Source organism: Kribbella voronezhensis (assembly GCF_004365175.1).
Taxonomy (GTDB): Bacteria; Actinomycetota; Actinomycetes; order Propionibacteriales; family Kribbellaceae; genus Kribbella; species Kribbella voronezhensis.
Genome location: NZ_SOCE01000001.1, coordinates 3,532,803 through 3,545,613 on the forward strand (window position 1 = coordinate 3,532,803; position 12,811 = coordinate 3,545,613).

Consider the following 12,811-nt stretch of genomic DNA (forward strand, 5'->3'; position numbering starts at 1 on the left):
CCCGCCACGACGGAATCGGTAGGTCTTCGGCGTTTCAACCGTCGACATGGGCAGGCGAGGGGCCTTCTGAGTGCGAAATCACTTGTCAAGAAGCATTGCCCGGGAGAAGATGGCGGCCTACGGCCAGCCCGAGAAGAGGAACCCACATGACCTCCGACGCCGCCGACCTAGCCCGTCTGCAGGAGTCCGCCCGCAACCATCTCTGGATGCATTTCTCCCGGATGGGGAGCTACCAGACCGCCGAGATCCCGGTCATCGTCCGGGGCGACGGCGCCTACATCTGGGACGCCGGCGGCAAGCGGTACCTCGACGGTCTGGCCGGCCTGTTCGTCAGTCAGCTGGGGCACGGCCGCACCGAGCTCGCCGAGGCCGCCGCCAAGCAGGCTTCCGAGCTGGCCTTCATGCCGCTGTGGTCGTACGCGCACCCGAAGGCGATCGAGCTCGCCGAGCGGGTGGCCGGCTACGCACCGGGCGACCTGAACCGGGTCTTCTTCACCAGCGGTGGCGGCGAGGCCGTCGAGACCGCGTGGAAGCTGGCCAAGCAGTACTTCAAGCTGACCGGCAAACCCACCAAGCACAAGGTGATCAGCCGCGCGATCGCGTACCACGGAACCACGCACGGCGCGCTGTCCATCACCGGCCTGCCCGAGCTCAAGGCGCCGTTCGAGCCGTTGGTCCCGTCGACCTTCCGGGTCCCGAACACGAACTTCTACCGCGCACCCCAGCACGGCGACGACCTGGAAGCGTTCGGCCGCTGGGCCGCCGACCAGATCGCCGTCGCGATCGAGAACGAGGGCGCCGACACCGTGGCCGCCGTCTTCCTCGAGCCGGTCCAGAACGCGGGCGGCTGCTTCCCGCCACCACCCGGCTACTTCGAGCGGGTCCGCGAGATCTGCGACGAGTACGACGTACTGCTCGTCTCCGACGAGGTGATCTGCGCCTTCGGCCGGCTCGGTCACATGTTCGGCGCCGAACGGTACGGCTACCAGCCGGACATGATCACCTGCGCGAAGGGACTCACCTCCGGCTACGCACCGCTGGGCGCGATGATCGCCACGGACCGGCTGATGGAGCCGTTCCTGCAGGGCACCACCTCCTTCGCCCACGGCTACACCTTCGGGGGTCACCCCGTCTCCGCGGCCGTCGCACTCGCGAATCTCGACATCTTCGAGCGTGAGGGCATCAACCAGCACGTACGGGACACGGAGGGTGCGTTCCGTACGACGCTGGAGAAGTTGCTCGACCTCCCGCTGGTCGGCGACGTCCGTGGCGACGGGTACTTCTACGGGATCGAACTGGTCAAGGACAAGGGCACCAAGGAGACCTTCGACAACGACGAGTCCGAGCGGCTGCTGCGCGGCTTCCTGTCCAAGGCGCTGTACGACGCAGGCCTGTACTGCCGCGCCGACGACCGTGGCGACCCCGTCATCCAGCTCTCCCCGCCGCTGATCTGCGACCAGTCGCACTTCGACGAGATCGAGCAGATCCTCCGCGCGGTCCTGGTCGAGGCGGAGACCAAGCTCTAGAAGTCGAACCCGAGGCCGAGCCGGTCGAGGGTTCGCAGCCAGAGGTTGCGGTGGCCCGCGTGAGCGTCTGCGCGGGCCATCGACCATTTGGTCAGCCGGATGCCGGCGTACCGCAGCGGCTCGGGCGGGAACGGGAGCGGTCGTTCGCGGACCATCCGGAGTCGCCGGCGCTCGGAGTCCTCGTCGTACAGCAGGTCGAGCATCACGTCGGCCCCGAAGCGGGTGGCCGCGACGCCGAGTCCGGTGTAGCCGAGTGCATAGGCGACGCGGCCGGAGTACGCCGTACCGAAGAAGGCGCAGAAGCGGGTGCTGGTGTCGATCACGCCGCCCCAGCGGTGGGTGAAGCGAAGACCTTCCAACTGCGGGAACGTGGTGAAGAAGTGCTGGGCGAGCATGGTGTGGATCGGGTCGCGCTGTTCCAGCGACTCGTGGATCTTGCTGCCGAACGAGTAGAGCGGTTCGTAGCCACCCCAGAGAATCCTGTTGTCCCTGGTCAGCCGGTAGTAGTGGAAGAGGTTCGACGCGTCACCGATGCCTTGACGATGCCGCCAGCCGATCGACGCCAACTGCTCCGCAGACAAGGGCTCAGTCATCAGCACGAGGTCATAGACAGGCACGGTAAATGGCCGGAGTCTTCGCAGCAAGGAGGGAAATGCGTTGGACGCGAGGGCGATCCGGTCAGCTCGCACCTCACCGGTTGCCGTGAGCAACGACCCTGACCGCAATCCGGTCACCGGCGTGTTCTCGTAGATCCGTACGCCGAGGTCGAGGCAGACCCGCCGGAGCCCCCGGACCAGGTGAGCCGGCTCGACCAGCGCAGTACGGGATGGTGCTGCCAACGCACCCAGGTACGTCGGCGAGTCGACCTCGGCGCGTACTGCGGCTTGGCCGAGCAACTCGACCTTCTCACCAACGGCCTGCCGTACTGCGACTTCCTCGGCCAACTCGTCGAGATGATGCGGCGCGGTCGCGACTGTCAGTTCACCGGTCCGCTCCCAGTGGCAGTCGATCCCGTACTGCGTGATGGTGGCGCCGATTGCCTCCAGATTCGCCATCCCGAGTCGCTCGAGCGCGTCCAGCTCTTCGGGCCAGCGCGCCAGGCCGTTCCCGTGCCCGTGGGTCAGACTGGCATCGCAGAAGCCACCGTTGCGACCGCTGGCGGCGTGGCCGCAGGTCGAGGCTTCCAGTACGACGACGTCCAGCTCGGGGTACCGCTCCTTCGCCCGGAGCGCTGTCCACAGCCCGGTGTAGCCGCCACCGACCACGGCCAGGTCTGCCTTCTCGTCCCCGCGGAGCGGGTCGCGCGGGTCGGGGCCGGGCTCGTCGAGCCAGAAGACGGCCGGCTTCGCGTCGGCCAGCGCCTGTTCGGCGAGCGTCCGTCGAGCTCCAGCTCCAGCTTCAGCGGGCACGGGACGCCCGGCGACGACGAGTCAGCTCGCCACCGAGGACGAGGACCAGCGCGAGCAGGAACATCGCCGTACCGACCACGTTGATCTGTGGCGGGATGTCGCGCTGCGCCGATCCCCACACGAACATCGGGAAGGTCACCGTCCGACCGGCGTTCAGGTTGGTGATGATGAAGTCGTCGAACGACAGCGAGAAGCTGAGCAGCGCGGCGGCCAGGATGCCGGGGAAAACCAGTGGGAAGGTGATCCGCCAGAACGTCTGCCACTCGGTCGCGTAGAGATCCATCGCCGCCTGTTCCAGCCGGGTGTCCATCCCGGACAGCCGCGCCTTGACCGTGACGACGACGAACGACAGGCAGAACATCACGTGCGCGATCAGGATCGTCCAGAAGCCGAGCCGGCCACCGAGGCCGCCGGAGACGAACAGGGCCAGCAGGGACGACCCCAGCACGATCTCGGGCGAGGCCATCGGCAGGAAGATGAACAGGTTCGTCGCGGCCCGGCCGCGGAAGCGGTGTCGCACCATCGCGAACGCCATCAGCGTGCCGAGCGTGGTCGCGATGACAGTGGCGACCAGGCCGATCCGCAGACTCGTACTGACCGCGTCGCACAAGCCGAACGGCTGACAGGGATGCGCCCAGTTGTGCAGGGTGAAACCGTCGAAGGTGTACGACAGTTTGCTCTTCGGCGCGTTGAACGACATCAGGATCACGACGAAGATCGGCGCGAACAGGTAGAGCAGCACCAGCAGTCCGATGAAGAGGATCAGGTGCCGCCCGATCCAGCGGCCGACGGTCGTCATACCAGCTCCTCCGTCCCGGCGCGGCGCACGTAGAACAGCACCAGCACGGTGATCGCGGCCATCAGCGTCACCGAGAGCGCGGCGGCGGTCGGGTACGCCCCGGCCGCGAACAGCCGCTGGATGTCGTTGCCGATCATCCGCTGCTTCGGCGTGCCGAGCAGTTGGGCGTTGATGTAGTCACCGGCCGCTGGGATGAAGGTCAGCAGCGTCCCGGCCACGACGCCGGGCATCGCCAGCGGGAACGTCACCGTGCGGAAGGTGGTGAACGCGCTGGCGTACAGGTCGCTGCCCGCCTCGATCAGCCGGTGGTCGATCTTCTCCAGGCTGGCGTAGAGCGGCAGGACCATGAACGGCAGGAAGTTGTACGTCAGACCCGTGACCACTGCCGCTGTGGTGGCCAGCAACCGGCCGTCGGAGCCGAGGATGTGCACGGCCTTCAGGACATCGACCACGATCCCGTTGTCGCCGAGAAGCAGCTTCCACGACAGTGTGCGGATCAGGAAGCTGGTGAAGAACGGCGCGATCACCAGCGCCAGCAGTAAGTTCTTCCACCGGCCGGCCTTGAACGCGATCGCGTACGCCAGCGGGAAGCCGAGCAGGAGACAGAACGCGGTGGTGAGCAACGAGTACCAGAGCGAGCGCCCGAGCGGCAGGGCGTAGTCGGCGATCGCGTCCACGTAGTTGTGGAAGCTCCAGGTCATCCGGAAGCCGGCCTCGATCGAGCCGTTCGGGTCGTACAAACTGGCCGCGACCAACGACACCAGCGGCACGACGAAGAACAGGATCAGCCAGAGCCCACCGGGAAGCAGCAGCAGGTACGCCGTACGCCGGCGGCCGCCTTTGCGCGCCGCCACCGGTTCGGGGGTGACCGGAGTACTCAGGTGACCGAGCGCGCTCATCAGGCGTCGTCCGCGATGTCTTCGACACCGGCCAGCGCGTCCTGCGCTGCGTCCAGCACGAAGGTATGGGCCGGCTGCCAATGCAGGTCGACCGGATCGCCGACCCTGAGAGTGTCACGGGCACCCGTGTTCTGCTCGAACACCGTCAACTCCTGGCCCCAGGGCATTCGAGCCAGGTACTGCGTACTCACGCCCACGTAACTGACGTCGGTCACAGTGGCGCCGCGGAGTGCATTGCCGTTCTGCTCGGCGCCCGCCGGGGCCAGGAAGACCTTCTCGGGTCTGATCCCCATCCAGACCTCGCCTTCGGTGACGCGGCAGCGCGGGGTCGGCACGGTCACCTTGCTGCCGTGGACGTCCACCACCAGTTGCTCGTGGGCCTTGCCGATGATCGCTGCCCGGACCAGGTTCGACTGACCGAGGAAGTTGGCCACGAACGTGGTGGCCGGCAGGTCGTAGAGCTCGGCCGGAGTACCGCGTTGCTCGATCACGCCGGCGTTCATCACCGCGATCGTGTCGGCCATCGTCATGGCCTCTTCCTGGTCGTGGGTCACGTGCACGAAGGTGATGCCGACCTCGGTCTGGATCCGCTTCAGCTCGATCTGCATCTGCCGGCGCAGCTTGAGGTCGAGGGCACCGAGCGGCTCGTCGAGCAGCAGGACCTGCGGCCGGTTGATCAGCGCCCGCGCCAGCGCGACCCGTTGCTGCTGGCCACCGGACAGCTGGTTCGGCTTTCGCTTGCCGAAGGCACCTAGTTCGACCAGGTCGAGCATCTCGCCGACCTGCTGCTTGACGTCCTTGACACCACGCCGGCGCAGGCCGAAGGCGACGTTCTCGAAGATGTCGAGGTGCGGGAAGAGCGCGTAGTTCTGGAAGACCGTGTTGACCGGGCGTTTGTACGGGCGGAGCCGGGTGATGTCCTGCTCACCCAGGCTGACCGTGCCGGTGGTCGGCTCCTCCAGCCCGGCGACCATCCGCAGGGTGGTGGTCTTGCCGCAGCCGGACGGACCGAGCAGCGCGAAGAACGCGCCCTCCGGCACGGTCAGGTCGAGGTCGCGAACGGCGTGGTAGGCACCGAACTGCTTGCTCACTCCGGACAGCACGAGGTCGCTGGAAGGTGCCGGGGCCTTCGGGGTCGCCGCTGTCGCTGAGGTCGTCGAGGTCATCGTCAGCCGCCGATCGCGAGGTTGAAGTCGGTTTCGTAGAGCTTCGCCTTGGCCGTGTCCAGGGCCATGAACCCGGTGGACTTCTCCAGCGTCGCGGAGTCCGGGAAGATCAGCGGGCTCTCGACCAGGTCGGGGTCGATCTTCTCCATCGCCTGCTGCGCACCCTCGACAGGGCAGATGTAGTTGACCCAGGCAGCCAGCGTGGCCGCGACCTCCGGGTCGTAGTAGTAGTTCATCAGCGCCTCGGCGTTCGCCTTGTGGCTCGCCTTGTTCGGCACCAGCATGTTGTCCGACCAGATCGCCAGCCCCTCTTCGGGGACGACGAACTTGATGTCCGGATTGTCCGCCTGCAGCGCCAGCACGTCACCGGACCAGGCTTCGCAGGCGACGATGTTGCCCGCGTTCAGGTCCTGCACGTAGTCGTTGCCGGTGAACCGCCGGATGTGTCCGGTGCCGACGTAGCCCTGCAGCTTCTCCAGCGCCTTGCTCCACTCGGCGTCGCTGAACTTCGCCGGGTCGGCGCCGGTCAGCTTGAGCATGAACGACATCGTGTCCGGCATCTCCGAGAGCAAGGTGACCTTGCCCTTCAGGTCCGGCCGGCTGAGCAGATCGGCGAAGCTGCCGACCTGTTTGGTGAACTTCGCGTTGTAGGCGATCCCGGTCAGGCCGGTCTGCCAGGGCACGCTGTAGTCGCGGTTCGGATCCCAGCCGGGCGCCCGGAGTTGTTTGAGCAGGTGCTTGTCGACGTTCGCGATCTTGCTGTGGTCGAGCTTCTGGATCCAGCCCAGGCCGACGGTCCGGGCAGCCATCCAGTCGGTCAGCACGATGATGTCCCGGCCGCACGGCTGGCAGGCGCCCAACTGGTCGCGGATCTTCGCGTAGAACTCGGCGTTGTCGTTGATGTCCGGCGTGTAGGTGACCTTGATGCCACTGCGCTTCTCGAACTCGACCAGCGTCGGCAGCACGGTCTGCCCGTTCACCTTCTCGTCCGACTCGTCCATGTAACTGGGCCAGTTCGAGAAGATCAGTGTCTTCTGCTCGGCCGACTGGTCGGTACTCAGGCAACTGTCCGCCGACTGCTTGGCGGCAGGGATGCCGCAGCCGGCCAGCGTCCCACCCGCGGTCAGCCCCAGCGCGGACATGCCCAGGCCGCGCAGAACGGTCCGGCGTTTGACGGGCTGGGTGCGCATCGGGCCTCCTGCTGAGCAGCTTCGCGGGCGATACTGTCAAAGGGACTGCCCGAAGACAAGGGATTCCGTAGCCGAGGCCGTAGTTCGCAACGGAATCCGGTACCACAGGTTGCTTACGCCCCGTGACGCTGACAGGATCGACGCTGTGACCGGACGCAACCCCACGCCCGACAGGTCCCAGGGCCTGCTCGACGACACCGCGAAGGCGATCATCCGCGAGCTCCAGGTGGACGGCCGCAAGTCGTACGCCGCGATCGGCAAGGCGGTCGGGCTGTCCGAGGCCGCCGTCCGGCAACGCGTCCAGCGGCTCACCGATGCCGGCGTGATGCAGGTGGTCGCGGTCACCGATCCGCTCGAGCTGGGCTTCGCCCGGCAGGCGATGATCGGGATCAAGGCCGAGGGCGCGCTGGAGCCGATCGCCGACAAGCTCGCCGCGATGGACGAGATCGAGTACGTCGTGATCACCGCCGGCTCCTTCGACCTGCTCGCCGAGGTGCTCTGCGAGAGCGACGAACACCTGCTCCGGGTGCTGTCCGACCGGATCCGGCAGATCGACGGCGTCAAGGTGACCGAAACCTTCGTGTACCTCAAACTGGTGAAACAGACCTACTCATGGGGTGTGCGCTGAGATGAAACCCGCTGAAGCATGCGCTGAGCTGAACTGCGGTTGCTCGTGGGGCGTGCGCTGAGCCGGCGTGGAACTGCCGCCGGTGTCCCGCTCTGGGCCGCCGGCGATCCTGCTGTCGAACGACCGATCCTTGCCTCCGGCGCCTTCGGTCACGCCGTCCCCGGCGCGGGATTGGACCGGGCCGCGCTACCGGGAGACCGGACCGCCGACATCGCGATCGTCGGCGCCGGCTACACCGGCCTGTGGACGGCCTACTACCTGTTGAAGGCCGATCCGAAGTTGCGGATCGTGGTCCTGGAAGCGGAGACAGCCGGGTTCGGTGCTTCCGGACGTAACGGCGGCTGGTGCTCGGCGCTGTTCCCGGTGTCGACAAAACGCCTTGCCTCGTTGCCCGGATCCAGCCGTGAGGCTGCCCGGGCGATGCACTGGGCGATGCAGGCGACCGTCAACGAGATCGGCCTGGTCACCGCTGCGGAGCACATCGACTGCGACTACCACAAGGGCGGCACGATCGTCCTCGCGCGAACCCCGGCCCAGCTGGCTCGCGCCCGCGCCGAAGTGGCCGAAGCCCACGAGTGGGGGCCGGGCGACCTGCGCTTTCTCGAACCGGACGAGGTCGCCACCCAGGTCCGCGCGAAAAAGGTGCTCGGGGCAACATTCACACCGCACTGCGCCGCGATCCACCCCGGCCGGCTGGTCCGCGGCCTCGCGGCGACCGTCGAGCGACTCGGTGGCGTGATCCACGAGCACACGCCGGTGACCGCGATCGAGCCGGGCCGCGCAATCACGCAGTACGGCGTGGTGCGGGCTGAGGTGGTCGTCCGGGCGACCGAGGGTTTCACGCCGCTGCTGGCCGGCCAGGTGCGGACCGTCGCACCGGTGTACTCACTGATGGTGGCGACCGAGCCGTTGTCCGACGTCGTCTGGGAGCGGATCGGGCTGGCCGGGCGGCCGACGTTCAGCGATCACCGGCACCTGATCATCTACGGCCAGCGCACGGCCGACGGTCGCCTCGCCTTCGGGGGTCGCGGAGCGCCGTACCACTTCCGGTCGCGCATCCGGCCGTCGTACGACGACGCGCCGCGGGTGTTCGCCGGATTGCGGGCCACGCTGCGGGACATGTTCGACGGGCTGGACGGCGTGGAGTTCACGCACGCCTGGGGCGGGCCGCTCGGCGTACCGCGGGATTGGTGCGCGTCGGTCGGTCTCGATCGCGGTAACGGGCTCGCGTGGGCCGGCGGCTATGTCGGCGATGGTGTCGCGACCACGAACCTGGCCGGTCGCACGCTGACCGATCTGATTCTTCGCCGCGACACCGACCTCACCCGGCTTCCCTGGGTGGGCCACCGCTCGCGTCCCTGGGAGCCGGAACCGCTTCGCTGGCTGGGGATAAACGCTGGTCTGCGCGCGATGACACTGGCCGACACCGAAGAACGACTGACCGGCCGCGAAAGCCGCATCGCCCGCTGGATGAGGCCTCTGCTCGGCGGCTGATCAGTCGTTCTTCGGTGGAGAGTGGCCCACGATCGAGGTGCTGGAATGGACCAACGGAGGGTGCCTGCCGCGCCGTACCGTCGAAGCATGATCGCTTTGGACGACCTCGTGATGCCCAGCAGTGCTGCCGCCGCCGCTGCGCTGGAAGTGGCCACCGCCTACCAGTCGCCCGCCTTGCTGAGCCACTCGCGCCGGGTCTACGTCTGGGCAGCAGCCTTCGCGCGAGAGCACGGCATCCGGTACGACGACGAGCTGCTGTTCGTGGCGGCGATGTTCCACGACATCAGCCTGGTACCGGAGTTCGACAGCCACACCGTCTCCTTCGAGGAGGCCGGCGGTCATGTCGCCCGGGTCTTCGCCGCCGGCGCGGGCTGGCCGGCCGACCGCCGCGACCGCCTCGCCGAAGTCATCGTTCGGCACATGTGGCCCGACGTCGACCCCGCCGACGACCCCGAAGGTCACCTCCTGTCGCGCGCCGCGGCACTGGACATCGTCGGGAAGAACCTCGACGACTTCACCCCGGCCTTCCGCGCCGAAGTCCTCCGGCAACACCCACGCCTCGGCCTCGCCGACGAGTTCCTCACCTGCTTCCAGTCCCAGTCCGACCGCAAACCCGACAGCTCGGCCGCCCGCGCGATTCGGACCGGTCTGCCGGCCAGAATGGCCGCCAACCCCCTCGACTAGTTCGACGCTCAGCGGTCGGCGGCGTCTATCGCGCTGACGATCGGGTCGAGGCCGGCGATGAGTTCGTCGAGCTCGGCCGCGCTCAGTACGTCGTACGCGGGTGCCGCCAGTTCATCGGTGAGGGTCTCGATCCGCTCCCGGAGCTCCCGGCCGGCGTCCGTGAACCCACCGTCGGCATTCACGAGACCGCGGTCGCGCAGCCCGTCGATGACAGCGGCCAACTGCGCCTTCGGGAGATGGTGGATCCGGCCGAACTTCTCCGCCTCCATTCCGAGGACGAGAGCCATCAGGACGTGAGACTCCGTGCCGCCGATACCGTGGGCGACGAGGACGGCGTTGTGGCCGTCACCGCGGTGCTCCCGCAACAACGTCGCCGCGTGCCAGATCTTGGCGACCGGATCCTCGGGGATGTCGAGTGTCCGCAGCCCGGCGTACAGCACCCTGCCTTCCATCGGCGCGCTGACGGCGGCCCGGGTGGCGAGGTCGGCGATCCGCGCCAGACCGGGTGAGTCGGCGAGCTCCCCGATCCGCTGCCGCACAGCGGCGGCGCTCCCTCGCTCGCGGACCGCGATCGCTTCGGCCGGGGTGATCTTCCCCCACACCCACGGAATGTGCCGCGCGACCTCGCCGTCGGCGAAGTTGTAGAAGACCGCATGCACCACCTCAGCCGGCGCCAACCCGAGCGGCGCGGCCCGGCCCGCGAAGTACCCGTCCCAGTAGTTCCGCATCCCCACCGCAAGAAACGCCTCATTCGGCACCTCGGAAAAGGTGACGGTCCCGATCGACTCGACCAACTCGAACATCCGGTGAACCTTGCCCTGCGGATGCACCATCGCCGGCACTCCCCTCACTCAGCCCGCCCTCGTGGCGGCTCTCACCCTAACCACGCACAGCCCTACCCGGATCCGACATTTCAGCCCAGGTAGGAGGGAAGTGGGGTGTTGGTGGTTGGGCAGAGGGGTTGGAGGAGGGTGGCCAGGGGTGGGCCGGTGAGGGGGATGGTGGGGTGGGGCCAGGTGGTGGGGGTGGGGGTGGCGGTGGTCAGTTCGGTGTGGGTGAGGTCGTAGAGGTTGGCGGGGTTGCCGGTCTGGGTGACGATCTGTTCGAGGAGGCGGGTGGTCTGCTCGACCCAGAGAAGGTTGTCGGGGGCAACTTCGTCGGGGCGGACCAGGAGGAGGTCGATGTCGCTGTCGAGGTCGCCGTCGGCGCGGGCGATCGGGCCGAAGAGGCTGGCGTGCAGCGGGGCGATCGTCCAGGTCGCGAACTCGGCGGCCAGGTTGGCGGCGAAGGTGGCGCGGAGGTCGGCGAGCAGCTCGACGGCCTGGGCGGCCAGGTGTTTGCGGTTCAGGGAGTAGAGCAGCGAGTTGCCGGACTCGTGGACGTGGACGAGACCCGTCGTCGCCAGGCGTTGCAGGACGAGGCGTACGCCGGCGACGCTGCCCGAGCCGGCCAGGCTGTGGATCTGGCGGCCCGACAGTTCGCGGTCCGCTGCCGCGAGGACTTGCAGGACCGGTCCGTCGAGCGAGGGGATGACGGTGCTGATCGGCCGGCTGAGATCCATCCGGAAAAAATAGTAGCCAAGGGCAAACAATTCTAATCAGCGTGATCGATCAACTACAAGGCGTCACAAAGGCCCGTGAAGGAGAAGTGGTCTAGCCGGCCGGTCCCTCGAAGGGAGTTGGTGGCGGCGCGGTGGACAGCAAGGTGCGGGTGGTGTGCAGGCCCCACTCGTCGAGGGCGGCGATGCGGTCGGAACTGCAGCGCAGGCCGCCGGAGGTCGCGACGGTGGCGGCCCAGGATTCGCGTTGTTCGACCTCGGGGCGGGCGAGGATGCAGTCGGGGTCGTTGACCCAGAAGCGCCCGTGCTGCCAGGCGCGACCGACGGTGGAGAGCGTGGCGGCCCGTTGCGAGTACGCCGACAAGTCGTCGGTCAGCGGCTCGTAGTGCGGAGCGATGTCGGGGCCCACCCGCATCGCGTCGACCAGGCCGACGCTCGGGAGGATCGGGGCGCCGCAGCCGAGCAGGTAGGAGTCGCCGATGGTCGCGCGGATCTCGGCCAGCGTCTCGCGGTACAGCGGCAGACCGGACAAGGCGCCGGCGAAGAGGTAGTCGAGCTTGAAGTAGTCGAAGTACTCCGTGAGCTCGGTGAACACCTCGACCAGGTAGCCCCGCGCGGCCGGTTTCGTCAGGTCGAGCGCGTAGAACTCCTGGTTCCAGCCGGGACCGAGAGACCGCCCGGCCCAGTCGGGGTGGCGGCGGATCTGGTCGCTGTCGGAGCCGAGGATGAAGGGCGCGACCCAGACCCCCGGCCGCCGCCCGGCGGAGCGGATCGCGCCGGTGATCGCGGCCAGGCCGTCCAGCGGTCGCCTCGGCCGGTGGCCGTGCAGGTTGAACGATCCGTACGGATCGAAGCGGGACGAGACGCTGAGCCAGTCGCCGACTCCGGCTTGCCAGCCGTCGTCGAGTTGGATCACATCGACGGGGAGTTCGTGCTTGCCGATGGCCTCGAGGTTCTCGCGCACGTCCGACTCCGCGACGGCGGCGTAGTACTGGTACCACGAACACCAACCGGTGGGCGCTGGGCGGATCTCCTTCGGGGCTGGAGCGAAGGTCGACGCCCAGTCGCCGAGGGCGGCGTACAAGGACTTGCCGGTGACGTGCTGATCGACCTGGCCGTCCGCCTCGATGACGAGCGTGGTCCCCGTGAGCGTGGCCCGGATGGACGGTACGACGTCCGGGCCGGGCGCCGCGAAGACGTGGGTCGGCTCACCGGGAGCGGGTGAGACTGCGAGCAGTCCTTCGCCCTGGAAACCGGCGGCGGGAAGTTCGGCGTCGGGGCGGTAGCCCATCAGCTGGGATTCGGGCGAAGCCGGCCGATGACCGGTGCCCGCGACCGGGTGATCGGTGCTCGGGCTCCAGCTCTGCCAGCCGTGCTCGTAGACGCGCCCCTGCTCGGGGTCGACCTCGATCTCCGCGATCCGCTCCATGCACCGGCACGGTAGCCGGAAGCGCAGTT

Annotated in this window: 12 protein-coding genes; 4 read left to right on the forward strand and 8 right to left on the reverse strand. The window is 67.9% G+C overall.

Features of this window, described 5'->3' with window-relative positions:
* The first annotated feature begins 146 nt into the window (after positions 1 to 146).
* Positions 147 to 1,526 carry an aspartate aminotransferase family protein gene (locus EV138_RS16255; RefSeq protein WP_133979767.1) on the forward strand — a complete coding sequence of 460 codons (1,380 nt, stop codon included), beginning with the start codon at positions 147 to 149 and terminating at the stop codon, positions 1,524 to 1,526.
* Here the strand turns inward: EV138_RS16255 and EV138_RS16260 are convergent.
* From EV138_RS16260 to EV138_RS16280, 5 genes are read right to left on the reverse strand one after another with little or no spacing between them, the layout of a single operon-like run.
* Complete coding sequence (locus EV138_RS16260; RefSeq protein WP_133979768.1) at positions 1,523 to 2,935, reverse strand: NAD(P)/FAD-dependent oxidoreductase; 1,413 nt, start codon at positions 2,933 to 2,935, stop codon at positions 1,523 to 1,525. The genes EV138_RS16255 and EV138_RS16260 overlap by 4 nt on opposite strands.
* Positions 2,925 to 3,734: an ABC transporter permease gene (locus EV138_RS16265; RefSeq protein ID WP_133979769.1), complete on the reverse strand. Its 810-nt coding sequence runs from the start codon at positions 3,732 to 3,734 to the stop codon at positions 2,925 to 2,927. Before EV138_RS16265 ends, EV138_RS16260 begins: the two co-directional genes overlap by 11 nt.
* A complete protein-coding gene (locus tag EV138_RS16270; protein ID WP_133979770.1) occupies positions 3,731 to 4,633 on the reverse strand; it encodes an ABC transporter permease in 903 nt (300 codons plus the stop codon). The genes EV138_RS16265 and EV138_RS16270 overlap by 4 nt, the downstream gene beginning before the upstream one ends.
* Complete coding sequence (locus EV138_RS16275; RefSeq protein ID WP_133979771.1) at positions 4,633 to 5,799, reverse strand: ABC transporter ATP-binding protein; 1,167 nt, start codon at positions 5,797 to 5,799, stop codon at positions 4,633 to 4,635. Before EV138_RS16275 ends, EV138_RS16270 begins: the two co-directional genes overlap by 1 nt.
* Positions 5,800 to 5,801: 2 nt before the next feature.
* Entirely contained in the window at positions 5,802 to 6,989 is a 1,188-nt protein-coding gene (locus tag EV138_RS16280) for a polyamine ABC transporter substrate-binding protein (RefSeq protein WP_133979772.1), read from the reverse strand.
* A 145-nt stretch (positions 6,990 to 7,134) separates the two neighbouring features.
* Here EV138_RS16280 and EV138_RS16285 point away from each other — a divergent pair, with 145 nt between their 5' ends.
* The 3 genes from EV138_RS16285 to EV138_RS16295 all read left to right on the forward strand — a co-directional run bounded on the left by EV138_RS16285 (position 7,135) and on the right by EV138_RS16295 (position 9,795).
* A complete protein-coding gene (locus EV138_RS16285; RefSeq protein WP_133979773.1) occupies positions 7,135 to 7,617 on the forward strand; it encodes an Lrp/AsnC family transcriptional regulator in 483 nt (160 codons plus the stop codon).
* A 45-nt stretch (positions 7,618 to 7,662) separates the two neighbouring features.
* Complete coding sequence (locus tag EV138_RS16290; protein WP_238158169.1) at positions 7,663 to 9,111, forward strand: NAD(P)/FAD-dependent oxidoreductase; 1,449 nt, start codon at positions 7,663 to 7,665, stop codon at positions 9,109 to 9,111.
* A gap of 87 nt (positions 9,112 to 9,198) precedes the next feature.
* Positions 9,199 to 9,795: an HD domain-containing protein gene (locus EV138_RS16295; RefSeq protein WP_166678613.1), complete on the forward strand. Its 597-nt coding sequence runs from the start codon at positions 9,199 to 9,201 to the stop codon at positions 9,793 to 9,795.
* A gap of 8 nt (positions 9,796 to 9,803) precedes the next feature.
* Here the strand turns inward: EV138_RS16295 and EV138_RS16300 are convergent, their stop codons facing one another.
* The 3 genes from EV138_RS16300 to EV138_RS16310 form a co-directional block, all read right to left on the reverse strand.
* Positions 9,804 to 10,628 (reverse strand): SCO6745 family protein, encoded by an 825-nt coding sequence (locus tag EV138_RS16300; RefSeq protein ID WP_238158170.1) that lies wholly within the window; start codon positions 10,626 to 10,628, stop codon positions 9,804 to 9,806.
* An 80-nt stretch (positions 10,629 to 10,708) separates the two neighbouring features.
* Positions 10,709 to 11,356 carry a hypothetical protein gene (locus EV138_RS16305; protein WP_133979774.1) on the reverse strand — a complete coding sequence of 216 codons (648 nt, stop codon included), beginning with the start codon at positions 11,354 to 11,356 and terminating at the stop codon, positions 10,709 to 10,711.
* Between the two features lie 91 nt (positions 11,357 to 11,447).
* Positions 11,448 to 12,782: a glycoside hydrolase family 36 protein gene (locus EV138_RS16310; protein WP_133979775.1), complete on the reverse strand. Its 1,335-nt coding sequence runs from the start codon at positions 12,780 to 12,782 to the stop codon at positions 11,448 to 11,450.
* Positions 12,783 to 12,811 lie beyond the last annotated feature (29 nt).